Source organism: Stenotrophomonas sp. EMP41 (assembly GCF_047495535.1).
Lineage (GTDB): Bacteria > Pseudomonadota > Gammaproteobacteria > Xanthomonadales > Xanthomonadaceae > Stenotrophomonas > Stenotrophomonas sepilia.
The window spans coordinates 2,514,475-2,532,287 of record NZ_CP179923.1 but is presented as its reverse complement, the minus strand read 5'-3'; the positions used below and the strand labels follow the sequence as shown (position 1 = coordinate 2,532,287).

General features: G+C 67.4%; 17 protein-coding genes. 12 read left to right on the top strand and 5 right to left on the bottom strand.

The window, feature by feature from the left end:
- The first annotated feature begins 2 nt into the window (after positions 1-2).
- From mutL to ACMGRF_RS11660, 3 genes are read left to right on the top strand one after another with little or no spacing between them, the layout of a single operon-like run.
- Positions 3-1,904 carry a DNA mismatch repair endonuclease MutL gene (mutL, locus tag ACMGRF_RS11670; protein WP_100478494.1) on the top strand — a complete coding sequence of 634 codons (1,902 nt, stop codon included), beginning with the start codon at positions 3-5 and terminating at the stop codon, positions 1,902-1,904.
- Positions 1,905-1,915: 11 nt separating this feature from the next.
- The gene (locus ACMGRF_RS11665) at positions 1,916-2,845 is read left to right on the top strand and encodes a DUF1684 domain-containing protein (RefSeq protein ID WP_180879244.1); all 930 of its coding nucleotides are present in this window, start codon (positions 1,916-1,918) and stop codon (positions 2,843-2,845) included.
- Between the two features lie 2 nt (positions 2,846-2,847).
- Positions 2,848-3,810, top strand: coding sequence for a TraB/GumN family protein (locus ACMGRF_RS11660; RefSeq protein WP_049415833.1), 963 nt, complete (start codon positions 2,848-2,850; stop codon positions 3,808-3,810).
- Positions 3,811-3,884: 74 nt separating this feature from the next.
- Here the strand turns inward: ACMGRF_RS11660 and phaR are convergent, their stop codons facing one another.
- The 3 genes from phaR to gluQRS all read right to left on the bottom strand — a co-directional run bounded on the left by phaR (position 3,885) and on the right by gluQRS (position 6,279).
- A complete protein-coding gene (gene phaR, locus ACMGRF_RS11655; RefSeq protein ID WP_049415851.1) occupies positions 3,885-4,418 on the bottom strand; it encodes a polyhydroxyalkanoate synthesis repressor PhaR in 534 nt (177 codons plus the stop codon).
- A gap of 182 nt (positions 4,419-4,600) precedes the next feature.
- Positions 4,601-5,341 (bottom strand): acetoacetyl-CoA reductase, encoded by a 741-nt coding sequence (gene phbB / locus ACMGRF_RS11650; protein ID WP_049415831.1) that lies wholly within the window; start codon positions 5,339-5,341, stop codon positions 4,601-4,603.
- 17 nt (positions 5,342-5,358) lie between these two features.
- A complete protein-coding gene (gene gluQRS, locus ACMGRF_RS11645) occupies positions 5,359-6,279 on the bottom strand; it encodes a tRNA glutamyl-Q(34) synthetase GluQRS (RefSeq protein WP_049440799.1) in 921 nt (306 codons plus the stop codon).
- Between the two features lie 93 nt (positions 6,280-6,372).
- Between gluQRS and htpX the strand changes: the two genes are divergently transcribed.
- Positions 6,373-7,239, top strand: a complete 867-nt coding sequence (htpX, locus tag ACMGRF_RS11640) for a protease HtpX (RefSeq protein ID WP_049415827.1) — start codon at positions 6,373-6,375, stop codon at positions 7,237-7,239.
- Positions 7,240-7,487: 248 nt separating this feature from the next.
- Complete coding sequence (locus tag ACMGRF_RS11635) at positions 7,488-7,943, top strand: hypothetical protein (protein WP_099487297.1); 456 nt, start codon at positions 7,488-7,490, stop codon at positions 7,941-7,943.
- Positions 7,944-8,224: 281 nt separating this feature from the next.
- Here the strand turns inward: ACMGRF_RS11635 and ACMGRF_RS11630 are convergent, their stop codons facing one another.
- Positions 8,225-9,052, bottom strand: coding sequence for an inositol monophosphatase family protein (locus ACMGRF_RS11630; protein ID WP_049440396.1), 828 nt, complete (start codon positions 9,050-9,052; stop codon positions 8,225-8,227).
- A 120-nt stretch (positions 9,053-9,172) separates the two neighbouring features.
- Between ACMGRF_RS11630 and ACMGRF_RS11625 the strand changes: the two genes are divergently transcribed.
- From ACMGRF_RS11625 to ACMGRF_RS11615, 3 genes are all read left to right on the top strand, one after another.
- Positions 9,173-9,943, top strand: coding sequence for an RNA methyltransferase (locus ACMGRF_RS11625; RefSeq protein WP_049412676.1), 771 nt, complete (start codon positions 9,173-9,175; stop codon positions 9,941-9,943).
- Between the two features lie 103 nt (positions 9,944-10,046).
- On the top strand, positions 10,047-10,922 hold the full coding sequence (locus ACMGRF_RS11620) for a phosphate/phosphite/phosphonate ABC transporter substrate-binding protein (RefSeq protein WP_049412674.1): 876 nt from the start codon (positions 10,047-10,049) through the stop codon (positions 10,920-10,922).
- On the top strand, positions 10,919-13,045 hold the full coding sequence (locus ACMGRF_RS11615; RefSeq protein ID WP_005417742.1) for a putative bifunctional diguanylate cyclase/phosphodiesterase: 2,127 nt from the start codon (positions 10,919-10,921) through the stop codon (positions 13,043-13,045). The genes ACMGRF_RS11620 and ACMGRF_RS11615 overlap by 4 nt, the downstream gene beginning before the upstream one ends.
- A 74-nt stretch (positions 13,046-13,119) precedes the next feature.
- Here ACMGRF_RS11615 and epmB read toward each other — a convergent pair whose 3' ends face one another.
- Complete coding sequence (gene epmB, locus ACMGRF_RS11610; protein WP_262257152.1) at positions 13,120-14,160, bottom strand: EF-P beta-lysylation protein EpmB; 1,041 nt, start codon at positions 14,158-14,160, stop codon at positions 13,120-13,122.
- A gap of 96 nt (positions 14,161-14,256) precedes the next feature.
- Here epmB and efp point away from each other — a divergent pair, with 96 nt between their 5' ends.
- The 4 genes from efp (at position 14,257) to ACMGRF_RS11590 (ending at position 17,806) form a co-directional block, all read left to right on the top strand.
- Positions 14,257-14,823, top strand: coding sequence for an elongation factor P (efp, locus tag ACMGRF_RS11605; protein WP_005410381.1), 567 nt, complete (start codon positions 14,257-14,259; stop codon positions 14,821-14,823).
- A gap of 206 nt (positions 14,824-15,029) precedes the next feature.
- Positions 15,030-16,373, top strand: coding sequence for a TRZ/ATZ family hydrolase (locus ACMGRF_RS11600; protein WP_049412668.1), 1,344 nt, complete (start codon positions 15,030-15,032; stop codon positions 16,371-16,373).
- Positions 16,374-16,397: 24 nt separating this feature from the next.
- Entirely contained in the window at positions 16,398-17,114 is a 717-nt protein-coding gene (gene ubiG, locus ACMGRF_RS11595; protein ID WP_049412667.1) for a bifunctional 2-polyprenyl-6-hydroxyphenol methylase/3-demethylubiquinol 3-O-methyltransferase UbiG, read from the top strand.
- Positions 17,111-17,806 carry a phosphoglycolate phosphatase gene (locus ACMGRF_RS11590; RefSeq protein WP_049412665.1) on the top strand — a complete coding sequence of 232 codons (696 nt, stop codon included), beginning with the start codon at positions 17,111-17,113 and terminating at the stop codon, positions 17,804-17,806. The genes ubiG and ACMGRF_RS11590 overlap by 4 nt, the downstream gene beginning before the upstream one ends.
- The last annotated feature ends 7 nt before the right edge of the window (positions 17,807-17,813 follow it).

Here is a 17,813-nt window from a genome sequence, read left to right as displayed (position 1 = left end):
GCATGACGTCTGCTACCCATCCGCGCCCGATCCGGCCGTTGCCGGAGATCCTGATCAACCAGATCGCCGCCGGCGAAGTGGTCGAACGACCCGCGTCGGTGGTCAAGGAGCTGGTCGAGAACGCGATCGACGCCGGCGCCAGCCGCGTTGATATCGATCTTGAAGAGGGCGGCGTGCGCCTGATCCGCATCCGCGACAACGGCAGTGGCATCGCGCCCGAGCAGTTGCCCCTGGCGGTGTCGCGCCATGCCACCAGCAAGATCGCCGATCTCGACGACCTCGAATCGGTGGCCACCCTTGGTTTCCGGGGAGAAGCGCTGCCGTCGATCGCATCGGTCAGCCGCTTCACCCTGTGCTCGCGCCGCGCGCACGACGAGCACGGTTCGGCACTGCAGATCGAAGGCGGCAAGATCGGCGAGGTGACCCCGCGCGCGCATGCGCCGGGCACCACGGTGGAAGTGCGCGAGCTCTTCTACAACGTCCCGGCGCGGCGCAAGTTTCTGCGCGCCGAGCGTACCGAACTCGGCCATATCGAAGAGTGGCTGCGTTCGCTGGCGCTGGCGCGACCGGATGTCGAGCTGCGCGTGTCGCACAACGGCAAGGCCTCGCGGCGCTACAAGCCGGGCGATCTGTATTCCGATGCGCGCCTTGCCGAAACGCTGGGCGAGGATTTCGCCAACCAGGCCGTGCGCGTGGACCACAGCGGCGCCGGCCTGCGCCTGCATGGCTGGATTGCGCAGCCGCATTATTCGCGCGCGAGCGCCGACCAGCAGTACCTGTACGTCAACGGTCGCTCAGTGCGTGACCGCAGCGTCGCCCACGCGGTGAAGATGGCCTACGGCGACGTGCTGTATCACGGCCGCCAGCCGGCCTATGTGCTGTTCCTTGAACTGGATCCGACCCGCGTCGACGTCAACGTGCACCCGGCCAAGCATGAGGTGCGCTTCCGCGATTCGCGGCTGGTCCACGATTTCGTCTATCGCACGTTGAAGGATGCGCTGGCCGATACCCGTGCCGGCATGTCGGCGCAGGAAATCGGTGCCGGCTCCGCACATCCGGTGGACGCCGCCGCCGTCCCGATGGCATCGAGCGCCGGCGCGTCGGGGTTCGGGCTGGTGCGTGGGGCTGCGCCCGGCTCGGGAGGTGGTGGTGGCGGATTTTCTGGCTGGCGTCCGCAGCAGCCGCTGGGCCTGCAGGTGGCCGATGCACCGGCGGCCTACGCCGCGTTGTATGCCACGCCGGCCGCTGCCGAACGCGCAGCGGCGTTGCCGCCGATGCCGAGCGAGAACGGGTTGCCGGTGACCAGTGCCGACGCGGGTGTACCGCCGCTGGGCTATGCGATCGCGCAGCTGCATGGCATCTACATCCTGGCCGAGAACGCTGAAGGCCTGATCGTGGTCGACATGCATGCGGCCCACGAACGCATCGGCTACGAGCGCCTGAAGAATGCGCACGATGGCATCGGCCTGCAGTCGCAGCCGTTGCTGGTGCCGATCACGCTGGCGGTGGGCGAGCGCGAGGCCGACACCGCCGAAAGCGAAGCCGACACACTGGCGGCGCTCGGCTTCGAGGTGACCCGGGCCGGCCCCGGTTCGCTGCACGTGCGCAGCATTCCGGCACTGCTGGCGCATGCCGAACCGGAAGGACTGCTGCGCGACGTGCTGACCGACCTGCGCGAGCATGGCCAGAGCCGCCGCGTGGCCAGTGCACGCGACGAGCTGCTGTCGACCATGGCCTGCCATGGCGCGGTGCGTGCCAACCGGCGCCTGACCGTGCCGGAAATGAACGCGCTGCTGCGCGACATGGAAATCACCGAACGGTCCGGCCAGTGCAACCATGGCCGACCGACCTGGGCCCGTTTTTCGCTGGCGGAGATCGACCGCTGGTTCCTGCGCGGACGTTGAGGGGAGCATCGATGCGTTATCGGGGAATGGGCGGCCTGCTGGCCGCCGTGGTGTTGGCCGCCTGCAGCCCGGCAACACCGCCGGCGCCGATGGCCGCTGAAGATCCGGCCTACGCGGCCGCGCAGCAGCAGTGGCGGGTAGCGCGCTACCAGGACCTGACCCGGCCGGATGGCTGGACAGCGTTGGTCGGCCTGCACTGGCTGCAGAACAAATCGCACTTCGTCGGCAGCGGCGCGACCAACGGGATCCGCCTAGCGGTTGGACCGGACAAGCTGGGCCTGCTGCGCCGCGAAGGCAGCCAGTGGTGGTTCACGCCTGAAGCCGGTGTCGATGTCAGCCACGACGGCCAGCCGGTGCGTGGCCGCATCCGCGTCGACACCGACAAGGACGCGCAGCCGACGCTGCTGGCCTTCGATGGCGGCAAGGGCCAGCTCAGCATCATCCGCCGGGGGCCACGGGACGCGCTGCGGGTCAAGCATGCCGATGCGCCTGCGCGGCGTGATTTCGCCGGCCTGCAGTACTGGCCGGGCGGCGCGGGCTGGCAGGTGCAGGCGCGCTTCATCGCGCATCCGCCGGGCAAGACCTTGCCGATCGTCGACATCACTGGCCTGACCACCGAGATGCCCAATGCCGGTGCGGTGGAGTTCGAACTTGATGGCCGCAGCTGGCGCCTGGAGGCCATCGGTGCGCCCGGGCAGCCACTGTTCCTGATCTTTGCCGACCGCACCAGCGGCCGCGGCAGCTATCCGGCCGGGCGCTATCTGGATACCGATGCCCCCGCTGCAGACGGCACGGTGCGCATCGATTTCAACCATGCCTACAACCCACCGTGCGCGTTCACCGCCTACGCGACCTGCCCGCTGGCGCCGCCGGAAAACCGGTTGGACCTGCGCGTGGAAGCCGGCGAGAAGGCCTACCACCTGCCTGAAGGAGAAGGCTGACCATGCCGATCAAACACCTGTTCCGTACCGCGCTGTTGCTGGCGGCCTGCGCAGTGGCGCCACTGGCCACGGCCCGCGATGCCCAGGCCAGCCCTGCCGCGGCCGCAACCGCAACGGCAGCCAAGCCGCCGGTACCCCTGTTGTGGAAAGTCACCGGCCCAGGCGATGCACGCGTGTACCTGCTGGGATCGTTCCATCTGCTGAAGCCACAGGACTACCCGCTGTCGCCCGATGTCGAGCAGGCGTTCGAAGCCTCGCAGCGGGTGGTGTTCGAACTGTCGCCGGAAGACATGCAATCGCCCCAGCTGGCCAGCCGCATGGTGCAGGCTGCGACCCGCACCGATGGCAGCGAACTGAAGCGTGATCTGGATGCGGCCACCTGGCAGAAGCTGCAGGCCTTTGCTGCCCAGAACCAGTTGCCGCTGGCGCAGATGCAGGGCATGAAGCCCTGGTTCGTCGGCCTGAGCATTTCGATCGGGCAGATGCAGAAGCTGGGCCTGGACCCGGCGCTGGGCCTGGACCGCCACTTCATGGAGCGCGCGCAGAAGACCGGCCGCAAGACCGCGGGACTGGAAGATATCGATACCCAGATCGGCATGCTGGACGGGATGACGGTGCAGGAACAGCGGCAGATGCTGGCCGAAGCACTGGACCAGGCCGGCAAGGCCGATGAGCAGGCGCGGCTGCTGCATGATGCATGGCGTCGCGGCGACGAGCGCCTGCTGTGGACCAAGATGGCGGCAGAGATGCGCCAGCAGTATCCGCAGCTGTACCAGCGCATCAACACCGGGCGCAACGATGCCTGGGTGCCGAAGCTGCAGCCGTACCTGCAGGCCGGGCAGGGCGGTACGCTGGTGGTGGTCGGCACGCTGCACCTGCTGGGCAGTGACGGCGTGGTCGAGAAGCTGAGGGCGAAGGGCTACAAGGTCGAGCGCGTGTGCACGGGGTGCAAGGCCAAACGCTGACGCACCGTTGGCGCGATTGCAAACAAGACGGCGCGCCAGGGGCGCGCAGTTTTCGTATCAGCCGTTGCTGCAGCTCAGCGGCGGGTCTTGCCGCTGGTGCCGGCACCGGTGCCGGGTTCGCCGGGCTTGTTGCCGGTTCCCGTTCCGGTGCCGCCCGGGCGCGGGCCACCGAAGCCGCTGCCCATGCTGCGCTGGAATTCCTGCCACAGCTCCAGGTTGCGCTCGGTCAGCTGGTTCATCATCGCCCACGGGGTCTGGCCCAGCAGGTTGCCCATCTGCTGGCGGAACTGCTGCTGCTGGTCGAGGAAGACCTGCATGCTGCGCTCCAGGTAGTTGCCCATGAAGCCCTGCAGGGAATCGCCGTAGAAGCGGATCAGCTGGCTCAGCAGCTGGGTGGACAGCATCGGTTCGCCGTCCTGTTCCTGGTCGGCGATGATCTGCAGCAGGACCGAACGGGTGAGGTCGTCGCCGCTCTTGGCGTCGCGGACTTCGAAGTCTTCACCGTCCAGGATCAGCTGGCGCACGTCCTCGATGGTGATGTAGCTGGAGATCTCGGTGTCGTAGAGACGGCGGTTCGGATACTTCTTGATGATGCGGGTCGCAGCCATGAAGCGGTACTCGTCACAGTAGACGCGCAGCATGGCGCAGTGCAGCAGCGGTTGCAACCGCCCCAGGCCCCGCCAGGCTTGGCTTTCAGGAGCGATCATGTTGCGCAGCAAGGGTTTGCGTGCTGCGCAGCATGACCATCGGCAGGGGCCGTCAGCGCATGCCGCAGCGGCCCCTGCGCGACTTACCAGCCCATGTGGTGGCCGCCGTTGATGTCCAGGTTGCTGCCGGTGATCCATGAGGCTTCCTCGGCCACCAGGAAGGACACGCCATAGGCGATTTCCTCCGGCTTGCCGAGGCGCCCGGTGGGGATGTCGGCGATGATCTTGGCGCGCACGTCCTCCGGAACCGCCATCACCATGTCAGTGGCGACGTAGCCGGGCGAAATGGTGTTCACGGTGATGCCGAAGCCGGCGTTCTCGCGGGCCAGCGAAATGGTGAAGCCGTGCATGCCGGCCTTGGCCGCGGCGTAGTTGGCCTGGCCGTACTGGCCCTTCAGGCCGTTGATCGAGCTGATCTGGATCACCCGGCCCCAGCCGCGGCGGCGCATGCCTTCGATGACCGGGCGGGTGACGTTGAACACCGAATTGAGGTTGGTGTTGATCACATCGTGCCACTGGTCCGCGCGCATGCGGTGGAACGTCGTGTCGCGGGTGATGCCGGCGTTGTTGACCAGGATCTCCACCGGGCCCAGCTCGGCCTCGACCGCACGCACCAGCGCCTCGGCGCTGCCCGGATCGGAGACATCGCCCGGGAAGATCGACACGTTGTGGCCGCGCTCGGTCATCGCCTGCTGCCATGCGCGGGCCTTGTCCTCGTCGCGGTAATTGGTGGCGACCCGGTGGCCCTGGTCGGCCAGGCGTTGGCAGATGGCGGTACCGATGCCGCCGGTTCCGCCGGTGACCAGTGCGACGCGAGATGTCATGGAATGCTGTCCGGGAATCAGGTGGGGAAAGGGGGATTCTGCAACATCGGCGCGGAAAGTGCGCCGGCCGGCAACAGGATGTCGGTCCGCGGCAGTCGAGCCGGGTCGAATGCCCGTTGCGCAGCGTGCAGCAGCGCATCCCGGTCATCGGCGCCGCCCAGTGCGGCAGGGGCCTGGCCCAGCAGCTGCCAGAGCGCGCGCAGTACCGGCACCGGCCGTGTACTGTCCACCGGCAGCGACGCCAGCGACTTGGACAGTTTGTGGCCGGGGGCGTCGAGCAGCAGCGGCAGGTGCCAGTAGCGCGGCACGGCCAGGCCCAGCGCCTGCTGCAGCAGGATCTGCCGCGCGGTGGAATCGAGCAGATCGGCGCCGCGCACCACTTCGGTCACCCTCTGCGCGGCGTCATCGACCACCACCGCCAGCTGGTAGGCCCAGCAGCCGTCGGCACGGCGCAGCACGAAGTCGCCGACTTCGGCATGCACGTCCTGCTGCTGCGGGCCACGCAGGCCATCGTCGAAGTGCACGACGCTGCCCGGTGGCACGCGAAAGCGGACGGCAGGGTCCGGTCGCGGTTGCCGCGCAACGCAGCGGTGATGGATGCCGCCGCTGGCAGCCAGTTCGCTGCGGCTGCAGTGGCAGATGAAGGCCTGGTCGCTGGCCAGCAACATATCCAGCGCGGCCTGGTAGGCCTCGCCTCGCGCGCTCTGCCACAGGACCGGGCCGTCGTGGACCAGGCCGAACGCAGCCAGTGCCTGCAGCTGTGACTGCGCGGCGCCGGGCACGGTACGCGGCGGGTCAACGTCTTCGATGCGCAGCCGCCACAGGCCGCCGTGGTGGCGGGCCAGCAGCCAGCTGCCGAAGGCGGCAAGCAGGGATCCGGGGTGGAGCAGGCCGGTCGGCGAGGGCGCGAAGCGGCCGCAGGGAACAATGGCGGTCATGCAGGCTGAATCGTCGGTCAGGTTGGCGCTTGAATTCAAGCTGAGCGCACCGCAAATTGACGGATATCGACCCCTTCCGAGCCGGATTTTCCCATGTTCACCCGTATTGCCCTGTTCCTGGCGACCAACCTCGCGGTCCTGATCCTGGCCGGCATCGTCATGTCGATCCTGGGCGTGGACGCGCGTTCGATGAGCGGCCTGCTGGTGATGGCCGGCATCTTCGGTTTCGGTGGCTCCTTCATCTCGCTGCTGCTGTCCAAGTGGATGGCCAAGCGCTCCACCGGTGCGGTGGTGATCACCGAGCCGCGCAACCAGACCGAGCGCTGGCTGCTGGCCACGGTCGAGCGCCAGGCCAAGGCCGCCGGCATCGGCATGCCGGAAGTGGCGGTCTATGACGGCCCGGAGATCAACGCCTTCGCCACCGGTGCCAACCGCAACAACGCGCTGGTGGCGGTGTCCACCGGCCTGCTGCACAACATGAGCGAAGACGAGGCTGAAGCGGTGCTGGGCCACGAGATCGCCCACGTCGCCAACGGTGACATGATCACCATGGCGCTGCTGCAGGGCGTGTTGAACACCTTCGTGATCGTGCTGGCCCGCGTGGTCGGTGGCATCATCGACAGCGCGCTGTCGGGCAACCGCGAAGGCGGCGGCCGTGGCTTCGCCTACTACATCATCGTGTTCGTGCTGGAGATGGTGTTCGGCCTGTTCGCCACGATGATCTCGATGTGGTTCTCGCGCCACCGCGAGTTCCGTGCCGATGCGGGGGGTGCCTCGCTGGCGGGCCGCCAGAAGATGATCGCCGCGCTGGAGCGCCTGCAGCTCAACCACGGCCAGAGCACGCTGCCGACCCAGATTGCCGCCTTCGGCATTTCCGGATCGACGGCGAAGAAGCTGTTCATGAGCCATCCGCCGCTGGAAGAGCGCATCGCCGCGCTGCGGGCGTCGACGGTGGCGTAAGCCTCCGCGCTTCCACGGTAGTGCAGGAACGCCTGGCCCCGCGCCGGGCGTTTTTGTTTGAATCCGTCGCCGTGTAGATGTGCTCTTGGTTTTTGTCGCAAATGGCACTTCTTGCCCGGCTGGAATGCCGTACTTGGATCCATTGTCCCCTTGCACTGCAAGGGATCGGGTGAGGTGCCTGTCCGTGTGCATTGAACCGCAAACGAGGACCTGGCTTAGTCTGGAGTTGTTTCGCAGAGCGAATGGGAATGCCCGACGTGAATCGAGGAGACAATGAGGCGTTCGATGACCTCAAGGCTGAGTTCCTTGAGGAATTCAATGAGCATACGGTGACCGAGCTGGAGATGTTCAGCGATGCGCTCGAAAGGCGGGGGCATGCCGCACTTCCTGATCCCGAGCATGGCTGGGAGGGGCTCGATCTCACGCTCTACAGGCTCATCGCACTTCTGGATGAAGCTGGCGAGGAAGAAGAGCTGATGCAGTACTCGAGCGCTCGATATCTAGGTGAGGTTGTCAGGCACCGCTTCGGTGGCGAATGGTCGTGTGTCGAACTGAACGAGAATGGCGTGCCCGAGCCCATGTTGGTTGGTCATGAGATGGAATCGAAGGTGCCGTTCAATCCATTTGCTGCGCTGGCTTGTCTTCGAGTAAGCAAAGAAGGGTCCGATATCAGGTCGTTCATCGAGCAACGCCTTAAACGCTGAGCCTTCGTGATGAAAATGGCTGGCAACAGCATCCACGCGTGGCGTGGATCTACTGGGTACAGCTGTGGCGTTTGACCTTGGGTCCGCCTTGAGCGAGCCGAGCACCGCAGGGCACCGGCGCGCAGCGACGGCTCGCGGCTGGCGGAGCGTTTCTTTGGTTACTTTCTTTGCGCGCAAAGAACGTGACACCCCTCCGCAGTCGCGGAAATGACTCTCCGTTCGCACAAACGAAAACGGCACCTTCGCAGATGCCGTCCCCATGAACCGCTTTACGCGAAACCTCAGAACTTCGCGTCGAACTCGGCGGCGTAGCCGGTGTTCACCAGCACCTTCTGCAGCGACTCGGCCACCTTCAGGTTGCCGGCTACGATCTGGTGGGTCTCCGGGCCACGGTTGTCCATGCGGCCCAGGGTCGCGCCCTTGAAGTCACAGACCTTGCCGCCCGCCTCGCGGACCAGCAGCAGGCCGGCGGCGATGTCCCACGCCTTCACGCCGGCTTCGAAGTAGGCGTCGGCGCGGCCGCAGGCCACGTAGGCCAGGTCCAGTGCCGCCGAACCGGTGCGGCGGATGTCCTCACCGTGCACCAGCAGGGCGTCGACCGCCTTCAGCTGGGCGCTGGCACGGCTGCGCTCGCGCGGGGCGAAACCGGTGTGGATCATGGTGCCGTCCAGGTCCTTGCGATCGGCCACGCGGATGCGGCGGTCGTTGAGCACCGCGCCGGCGCCGCGGCTGGCAGTGAACAGTTCATTGCGCAGCGGGTCGAAGATGACCGCGTCGGTCGGCTCGCCGTTCTCGACCAGCGCGATCGACACGCAGTAGTGCGGCACGCCACGCAGGTAGTTGCTGGTGCCGTCCAGCGGGTCGATGACCCACATCTGGCGGCGCTCGCCCTGCACGCCACCTTCTTCACCGAAGATGCCGTAGTCCGGGTAAGCGCGCTTGAGTTCCTTGACGATGACCTTTTCCGCGTCCGCATCCACTTCGCTGGCGTAGTCCATCCGGCCCTTCTGCACCACGTTCAGTGCCTCGAGCTTGTTGATGTTGCGCAACAGGACGTTGCCGGCGAGGCGGGCGGCCTTGACCATGACGGTGACGGCGGGTTTCTGCATGGCGTGGGCTCCCGGAAAGGCAGAAGAGATGGACTGGCGGGGGAAAAGAGCGGGTCCGGCGCAGTGGCCGGCCGCACAGTTTACCATTGGTCATCGTCCAGCTCGACCTTTTCCCTGTTCATGTCCCAGTTTCCCGCCGCCACCCGCCTCCGATTCGTCCTGGTCGGTACCCAGCACCCCGGCAACATGGGGGCCGCCGCCCGTGCCCTGAAGACCATGGGCCTGGCCCGCCTGGTGCTGGTCGCTCCCGAAAAGCCTCTGGACGAGGAGGCCTTCCGCCGCTCGGCCGGGGCCGAAGATGTGCTGGGGGACGCCCCGGTGGTCGCCACCCTGGCCGAGGCCGTGGCCGATTGCCGCCTGGTGCTGGGCTGCACCGCGCGTGCCCGCCGCGTCCAGCTGGAGGAGTACCTGCCGGCCGATGCCGCCGCTCGTGCGGTGGCCAAGGCGGGCGAGGGCGCCGAGGTGGCGCTGGTGTTCGGCCGTGAGCGCACTGGCCTGACCAACGAAGAACTGCAGCTCTGCCATGCAGCGGTGCACATCCCGTCCGATCCGGCGTTCAGCTCGCTCAATCTGGCTGCCGCCGTGCAGGTGCTGGCCTATGAAACACGCATGCAGCTGCTGGGCGCGCAGCCGGCCGTGGACGCCGAGCCCGGTTTCCGCGAACAGGCAGCAAGCCATGAGCAGATGGAGAGCTTTTTCGCCCAGCTTGGCGACACCCTGGATGAGATCGATTTCCACAAGGGCCGCGCGCCGGAATCGGCGATGCGCAAGCTGCGCCGGCTGTTCCTGCGCAGCGAGCCCAGCGAGCAGGAAGTGCGCCTGTTGCGTGGCATCCTCGCCGACACCCAGCGGATGGCGCGGCTGGCACAGGCGGGCAACAAGAACAGCTGACGACGTTCTCATTTTTTCGGGTAGTCTGTCCGGATACCCAGGGGGGATGAAGCCTGTGTCGGGTCTGCGGAGGGCAGTGCAGAGGGGACTGCTGAGCCTGGTCATGATCCTGCTGGCCGGGACGGTGCATGCAGCACCGGACCGGGTGCTGGTGCTGGGCCGGATCAGCGATGATCCCAAGGCCCATTACGAGCAGCTGCAACCGTTGCTGGACTATGTAGTGGCACGCATGCAAGACGTCGGCATCAAGGAAGGGCGGATCCTGATGGCACGCGACCCGCAGCAGATGGCCAGCTATCTGCGGCGGGGGCGGGTCGACTGGGTCACGGAAACGTCGGGTACGGCGGTGGCACTGGGCCAGCGCAGTGGCGCGCGGCCGCTGCTGCTGACCGAGCGCAATGGCGTGCGTGAGTACCAGACCGTGTTCTTCGTGCGTCGCGACAGTCCGATCCAGCGGATCCAGGACCTGCGCGGGCATCGCCTGGCGCTGCAGAACACGGCGTCCACCAGTGCCTACCTGGTGCCGGTGATGACGCTGCTGCAGGAGGGGCTGGCGCCGCAGATCCTGGCCGGTGTGTGGGACGTGCCGGGCCGGGACAGCGTGGGGTACGTGTTCGCGCGTAGCGAGTTGAACATCGCCACGTTCGTGCACAAGGGCATGGTCGAAGTGGGGGCGGTGAGCAGCGTGGACTGGAATGACGAGCGACGGATGCCGACAGCATTCCGGCGCGACTTCCGCGAACTGCTGCGCACCGAACCCTACCCACGGGCGGTGGAAATGGTTCGCGCCGACCTTGACCCGCGGGTACGTGACCGGCTGCAGGACGTCCTGCTGCAGGCGGCCAGCGACCCGCAGGCACAGGGGGCGCTGCATCGGTTTTTCGGCACTTCCGGTTTCCACCGCGTCGATGCGCATGCGCAGCAGCGGCTGGATGAATTGAAACAAGGATTGACGCGCGTGCGGATGGAAGTGGAATGAAGTGGCTCGGCTCGGGAATGCAGGCCCGGTTCCTGCTCGCGATGGGCGGGGCGATGGTCGTGGTGGTGGCGATCCTGGCGGTGTTGCTGGGGCGGCAGGCGGCGATGCAGGGCGAGGTGCGCAACCTCAGTGGTGGCGTCATCCATGAACTGTTCGACCGCAGCGTGCGCAGCCGCGGCGAAGCGATGGCGCGCGAGCTGTCCGACGCGCTGGCCAACCCGCTGTACTACCGCGACCTGGACCAGGTCGGTGCGCTGGTGCGCAGCACCGCACGGCAACCGGTCGTGCGCTATGTGCTGGTGTTCGACGAACGCGGCCGGCTGGTGCATGACGGCTCGATCGAGGTGTCCGGCTTCGGCCAGCCGATGACCGACCCGCTGGCCCCCAAGGCCGCGGTGGCGCAGGCGCTGGTGGTGCAGGAATCGCCCAAGGTGCTCGACAACACCATGCCGATCATGGTCGGCAACCAGCGCATCGGCGGGGTCCGCGTCGGCATGGCGCTGGACGAGGTGCAGCAGCGCGAACAGGCCGCCAATGCCACGCTCGGCGAGCGCCTGCAGCAGGTAGGCAGCCGCCACCTGGGCTGGCTGCTGCTGATGCTGGGCCTGCTGGTGGTGATCGGCGTGGTGGTGATCCTGTACGTGCAGCGCACCCTGGTTGCGCCGATCCGGGACCTGGCCGCTGCGGCGCGCCGCATCGAGGCCGGCGACTACCAGGCGCCGCTGGCCGAGAACACCCGCGACGACGAGGTTGGCGAGCTGGTGCGCGGCTTCGCCCGCATGCGCGATGCCATCGCCCGGCATGACCGCGAGGTGCGGCGCATGGCCTATACCGATGCGCTGACCGGGCTGACCAACCGGCTGGCATTCCGGGAAGCACTGGACCATCGCCTGATGGCCGCGCGCGCATCCAATCATCGGCTGGGCCTGCTGTTTGCCGATATCGACGATTTCAAGCGCGTCAACGACACCCTGGGCCATGAGGCCGGTGACGAAGCGCTGTTGCAGTTCGCGCAGCGCATCGGCAGTGCGGTTACCGAGGCCGGTGGCGATGAAGCTCTGCTGGCCCGCTTCGGCGGCGACGAGTTCGTGATCCTGGTCGGTGATGGCGACGTGGCGGCCAACGCACGGCTGCTGGCCGAAGTGCTGGTGCGCGAGCTGGGCAAGCCGCTGGTGGTGCAGGGCCGGGAACTGTTCCTGGGTACTTCGATCGGCGTGACCCTGTTCCCGGACGATGCCGCTGATGCGACAACGCTGCTGAAGAACGGCGACATCGCCATGTACCAGGCCAAGATGGCCGGCAAGAACTGCTACCGCTATTACAGCCGTGCGATGGACCACGCGGTCGAGCGCCGGGTGCACATGGAGCAGGAGCTGCGCGGGGCCTGGGAGCGCGGCGAGCTGCGCCTGGCCTACCAGCCGATCTTCCGCATGCGCGACCGGCGCATGGTCGGCGTGGAAGTGCTGCTGCGCTGGCAGCATCCGACCCTGGGCACGATTCCGCCGTCGGTGTTCATCGAAGTGGCCGAGCAGAGCGGGCTGATCGAGCTCATCGGCCCGAAGGTGCTGCGTGCGGCCTGCATGGAAGCGTCACAGTGGCCACGCGGGGCGGGCGGCGATGATCTGTTCGTGTCGGTGAATGTGTCGCCGCGGCAGCTGCGCGGCGGTGAACTGCCGGCATTGGTCGCGCAGTGCCTGCATGAGTCCGGGCTGCCGGCGTCGCGCCTGCATCTGGAGCTGACCGAAACCGCGGTGATCGGTGACGAGATGGTCGCCGCGCAGCTGCTGGACAAGCTGCACCGCACCGGCGTGAAGGTCTGGCTGGACGATTTCGGCACCGGCTTCTCCGGGCTCAGTCACCTGCGCCAGGTTCCCGTTGATGGCGTGAAGATCGACAAGAGCTTCGTGGCCGACATGCAGCGCGATCCCGACGACCTGGCCCTGACCACGGCGATCATCGCCATGGCCCACGCACTGGGCATCACGGTGGTGGCCGAGGGCATCGAGCAGCAGGCGCAGTTCGAACTGCTGGTGCAGCGCGGCTGCGATCTTGGCCAGGGCTACTGGCTGAGCCACCCGGTGACCGCCACCGAAGTGGTGCGGATGATCGAATCGGGCCTCTGACCCACACAAAAAGGGGACGGAGGGAATTAAGTCGCCTATGCATTTGCGACTTAATCCCCTCCGTCCCCTTTTTGTTACAGCGGGCGCTTGCTCGGGTCGCCGGGCAGTTCGCGCACCAGCTTCGGAATCAGATAGCCGGACAGGCGTGCGGTCAGGCCGGCAATCAGCGCCTTGGCCTGGGCATCGTCCACTTCGAAGTGGGCCACGCCTTCGACCCGGTCCAGCTGGTGCAGGTAGTAGGGCAGCACGCCGGCGGCGAAGCTGCGCTCGCTCAGGTCCTGCAGGGCCTGCACGCTGTCGTTGACCCCGCGCAGCAGTACCGCCTGGTTCAGCAGCTGGGCGCCGACGCCGCGCAGGCGGGCCATCGCCGCGTCCACGCTGGCGTCGAATTCATTGGCGTGATTGGCGTGGACCACGACCGCCAGCGGCCATGGCAGGCTGCCCAGCCAGCACGCCAGTTCATCGTCCACGCGTTCCGGCAGCACGACCGGCAGCCGGGTATGGATGCGCAGGCGGCGGATATGCGGAATCGCGCGCAGGGCGTCGGTCAGCTCGACCAGCTTGTGCGTGGCCAGTGACAACGGGTCACCGCCGGACAGGATCACCTCGTCGATGTCCGGGTCGGCCGCGATGGCGGCTACGGCCTCCTGCCAGCCGCCCTTGGCAGCGTTTTCCGCGCCATAGTCGAAGTGGCGGCGGAAGCAGTAGCGGCAGTTGACCGCGCAGCTGCCGGTGGCGACCAGCAGGGCACGGCCACGATACTTCTGGATCACCCCGGTAGCCTTCCTGGCGGCACCATCGCCCACCGCGTCGAAGCTGAACCCGGGCGCCGGACGCATTTCCTCGTCGATCGGCAGCACCTGGCGCAGCAGCGGGTCGGCCGCATCGCCCACGCGCATGCGGGCTACGAAGCCCTCGGGCACGCGCAATGCGAACTGGGCCATGGCCGCCTCCGAGACACCCAGCGCCGCCGGGTCCAACTGCAGCCGGGCCAGCAGGGCGCGCGGGTCGCGCAGCGCCTGGCGCCAGAGCTGCTGCCAGCGCGCGGGCGCGCCTGGCGACTGGGGCCGGGGGAAGGCGGAAAGCTGCATGGAGAGGGGGCCTGCGGTTATCATGGGGGCAGAAAAACAGTCGCCCACCGGCATCCGGTGGGCTTTCCATTCTAACGGCTCGCCGCACCCGCGGCGTTTCTGCCACTCAGGAGTTTACGCATGGCCAGCTACGGCATGAACGACGTCAAGAACGGGATGAAGATCCTGGTCAACAACCAACCGGCCGTCATCATCGACACCGAATACGTCAAGCCGGGCAAGGGCCAGGCCTTCACCCGCGTTAAGTACCGCCTGATCAAGGACGGGCGTACCCAGGAAGTCACCATGAAGTCGACCGACTCGCTGGATGCAGCCGACGTCGTCGATACCGACATGAACTTCATGTACAGCGACGGCGAGTACTGGCACTTCATGGATCCGGAGTCCTTCGAGCAGGTCCAGGCCACCAAGGCTGGCATGGGCGGCGCCGAGAAGTGGCTGAAGGGCGAAGAGTCCTGCGTGGTCACCCTGTGGAATGGCGAGCCGATCTTCGTTCAGCCGCCGAACTTCGTCGAACTGAAGATCACCGAAACCGATCCGGGCGTCCGTGGCGACACCTCGGGTGGCGGCGGCAAGCCGGCGACCCTGGAAACCGGCGCCGTGGTCCGCGTGCCGCTGTTCGTCAATCAGGACGAAGTGATCCGCGTCGACACCCGTTCGGGCGAATACTCCGCACGCGTCAAATAAGGTTGCGGCCGCAGGCCGACCTTACTGTAGAGCCGAGCCATGCTCGGATACGCGCCAGCGCATTCGCGCTGGCGCTCCCATGATCTGCTTCGGCAGATCATGGGCCCCGCTTCACGGGTCTCCAGACCCCGCCGCTTCGCGGCAGCCCCTGACTCAGGGGCGTGTTCCCCAGAAGTATCTCGCCGCCCCACAGCCAGTGAGCCCGCATGAGCGATAGCCCGCACCTCCCCGAAGCTTGCGACCTGCTCATCGAAGCCGGTCATGTCGTTCCGATCGAGCCGCATGCGGTGGTGCTGGAAGACCATGCCGTTGCCGTGCGTGGCAGCGAGATCGTGGCCATCCTGCCGCGTGCCGAGGCGCGCGCACGCTTCCGTGCCGCGCAGGTGGTCAGCCGCCCCGAGTCGGCGCTGATGCCGGGCCTGGTCAACGCGCATACGCACAACCCGATGACCCTGCTGCGCGGCGTCGCCGACGACCTGCCGCTGATGACCTGGCTGCAGCAGCACATCTGGCCGGTGGAAGCGGCGGTGATCGGTCCCGAGTTCGTCGCCGACGGCACCACCCTGGCCATCGCCGAGATGCTGCGCGGCGGCACCACCTGTGCCAACGAGAACTACTTCTTCGGCGACGTGCAGGCCGCGGTCTACAAGAAGCACGGTTTCCGCGCGCTGGTTGGCGCGGTCATCATCGATTTCCCCACCGCCTGGGCCAGGACCGACGACGAGTACTTCGCCAAGGCCGGTGAACTGCACGACCAGTGGCGCACCGATCCGCTGATCGGCACCGCGTTCGCGCCGCATGCGCCGTACACGGTCAACGATGCCAACTTCGAGCGGGTGCGGATGCTGTCCGACCAGCTCGACATGCAGGTGCACCTGCACACCCACGAGACCGCGCAGGAGATCAACGATTCGATCAAGCTGCACGGCCAGCGCCCGCTGGCGCGGCTGGATCGGCTCGGCCTGGTCAACGACCGCCTGATCGCGGTGCACATGACCCAGCTGACCGATGCGGAAATCCACCTGTGCGCCGAACGCGGCGTCAGCGTGGTGCACTGCCCGGAATCGAACCTGAAGCTGGCCTCCGGTTTCTGCCCCGCCTGCGCCCTGCAGCGTGCCGGAGTGAACCTGGCGATCGGCACCGACGGCTGCGCCAGCAACAACGACCTGGACATGTTCAGCGAGAACCGTACCGCAGCGATCCTGGCCAAGGCCGTGGCCGATGATGCCACCGCGCTCGACGCGGCGACCACGCTGCGCGCGTCCACGCTGGGCGGCGCACGCGCGCTGGGCTTCGGTGACCGCATCGGTTCGATCGAAGTCGGCAAGCAGGCCGACCTGGTCTGCGTCGACCTGTCGGCGCTGGAAACCCAGCCGCTGCACAACGTGCTGTCGCAGCTGGTGTATGCCACCGGCCGCCAGCAGGTCAGCGACGTCTGGATCGCCGGCAAGCCGAAGCTGGTGCAGCGCGAGCTGGTCGGCATGGACCTGCCGGGCATCATCGCCAACGCGCGCCAGTGGCGCGAGCGCATCCGTCATATCCGCGCCTGATCCCTGGCGCCGCAAGGACCCCTCATGACTGCCCCTCACGCTTCCTCCAATTTCGATCAGGCCGAGCTGGACAAGTTCGCCGCGCTGGCCAACCGCTGGTGGGACGCTGACGGCCCGCAGAAGCCGCTGCATGCGCTGAACCCGGTGCGCCTGAAGTACGTGGCCGACCGCGTGCCGTTGCGTGGCGCGCGCGTGCTCGACATCGGCTGCGGTGGCGGGCTGCTGAGCGAAGCGCTGGCGCAGGCCGGTGCCGACGTCACCGCCATCGACCTGGCCCCGGAGCTGGTCAAGGTCGCGCGCCTGCATGCGCTGGAAAGCGGCGCCAAGGTCGACTACCGCGTGCAGGCCGCCGAGGATCTGGCCGCCGAGCAGCCGGGCAGTTTCGATGTGGTCACCTGCATGGAAATGCTTGAGCACGTGCCGGACCCGGGCGCGATCATCGACGCCTGCAAGCGCCTGCTGAAGCCGGGCGGCCACCTGTTCCTGTCGACCATCAACCGCACCGCGGCCGCCTTCGCGGTGGCGATTGTCGGCGCCGAGTACGTGGCGCGGCTGCTGCCCAGGGGCACCCACCACTACCAGGAATTCATCAAGCCGGCCGAACTGGCGCGCTGGCTGCGCGAGGCCGACCTGCAGCTGGTGGATGTCAGCGGCATGGCCTACGAGCCGTGGCGCAACCATGCCCGCCTGAGCAGCCGCACCGACATCAACTACCTGGCCTACGCGGTCAAGCCGGCATGACCTCCGCCCGCTTCCCGCGTGCGGTGCTGTTCGACCTGGATGGCACGTTGCTGGACAGCGCACCGGACTTCGTCGCCACCTGCAATGCGATGCTGGCCGAGCGGGGTCGTGCACCCATCGATCCGGCCGCACTGCGCCCGGTGGTGTCGAAGGGCTCGCGGGCGATGGTCTCGGCCGCCTTCCCGGACCTGGATGCCGCTGCGCGCGATGCACTGATCCCGGAATTCCTGCAGCGCTATGAAGCGTTGATCGGCCAGCACGCAGTGCTGTTCGACGGCGTGGCCGGCATGCTCGCCGCGCTGGATGAGGCCGGTACGGTGTGGGGCATCGTCACCAACAAGCCGGAGTACCTGGCGCGCCTGATCTTGCCGCAGCACGGCTGGCAGCAGCGCTGCGCGGTGCTGGTCGGCGGTGACAGCCTGGCCGAGCGCAAGCCGCATCCGCTGCCGCTGCTGCACGCCGCGCGAGCCGTCGGAATGGCCGCCGAAGACTGCGTGTACGTGGGCGATGACGAGCGCGACATCATCGCTGCACGTGCCGCCGCGATGCCGTCGGTCGCGGCGCTGTGGGGCTACCGCCTGCACAGCGACGATCCGCTGGCCTGGCAGGCCGACGTGCTGGTCGAGAACGCCGAACTTCTGCAACTGGCCAGTCTCTGGCCGACCCGGCCGGCAGCCCCGGCCCAGCCGTAAGGAATCC

What these genes read in the sequence shown, in the direction of transcription:
- mutL (WP_100478494.1), top strand. Translation starts at nt 3, where the DNA reads ATGACGTCTGCTACCCATCCGCGCCCGATCCGGCCGTTGCCGGAGATC.
- ACMGRF_RS11665 (WP_180879244.1), top strand. Translation starts at nt 1,916, where the DNA reads ATGCGTTATCGGGGAATGGGCGGCCTGCTGGCCGCCGTGGTGTTGGCC.
- ACMGRF_RS11660 (WP_049415833.1), top strand. Translation starts at nt 2,848, where the DNA reads ATGCCGATCAAACACCTGTTCCGTACCGCGCTGTTGCTGGCGGCCTGC.
- phaR (WP_049415851.1), bottom strand. Translation starts at nt 4,418, where the DNA reads ATGGCTGCGACCCGCATCATCAAGAAGTATCCGAACCGCCGTCTCTAC.
- phbB (WP_049415831.1), bottom strand. Translation starts at nt 5,341, where the DNA reads ATGACATCTCGCGTCGCACTGGTCACCGGCGGAACCGGCGGCATCGGT.
- gluQRS (WP_049440799.1), bottom strand. Translation starts at nt 6,279, where the DNA reads ATGACCGCCATTGTTCCCTGCGGCCGCTTCGCGCCCTCGCCGACCGGC.
- htpX (WP_049415827.1), top strand. Translation starts at nt 6,373, where the DNA reads ATGTTCACCCGTATTGCCCTGTTCCTGGCGACCAACCTCGCGGTCCTG.
- ACMGRF_RS11635 (WP_099487297.1), top strand. Translation starts at nt 7,488, where the DNA reads ATGCCCGACGTGAATCGAGGAGACAATGAGGCGTTCGATGACCTCAAG.
- ACMGRF_RS11630 (WP_049440396.1), bottom strand. Translation starts at nt 9,052, where the DNA reads ATGCAGAAACCCGCCGTCACCGTCATGGTCAAGGCCGCCCGCCTCGCC.
- ACMGRF_RS11625 (WP_049412676.1), top strand. Translation starts at nt 9,173, where the DNA reads ATGTCCCAGTTTCCCGCCGCCACCCGCCTCCGATTCGTCCTGGTCGGT.
- ACMGRF_RS11620 (WP_049412674.1), top strand. Translation starts at nt 10,047, where the DNA reads ATGATCCTGCTGGCCGGGACGGTGCATGCAGCACCGGACCGGGTGCTG.
- ACMGRF_RS11615 (WP_005417742.1), top strand. Translation starts at nt 10,919, where the DNA reads ATGAAGTGGCTCGGCTCGGGAATGCAGGCCCGGTTCCTGCTCGCGATG.
- epmB (WP_262257152.1), bottom strand. Translation starts at nt 14,160, where the DNA reads ATGATAACCGCAGGCCCCCTCTCCATGCAGCTTTCCGCCTTCCCCCGG.
- efp (WP_005410381.1), top strand. Translation starts at nt 14,257, where the DNA reads ATGGCCAGCTACGGCATGAACGACGTCAAGAACGGGATGAAGATCCTG.
- ACMGRF_RS11600 (WP_049412668.1), top strand. Translation starts at nt 15,030, where the DNA reads ATGAGCGATAGCCCGCACCTCCCCGAAGCTTGCGACCTGCTCATCGAA.
- ubiG (WP_049412667.1), top strand. Translation starts at nt 16,398, where the DNA reads ATGACTGCCCCTCACGCTTCCTCCAATTTCGATCAGGCCGAGCTGGAC.
- ACMGRF_RS11590 (WP_049412665.1), top strand. Translation starts at nt 17,111, where the DNA reads ATGACCTCCGCCCGCTTCCCGCGTGCGGTGCTGTTCGACCTGGATGGC.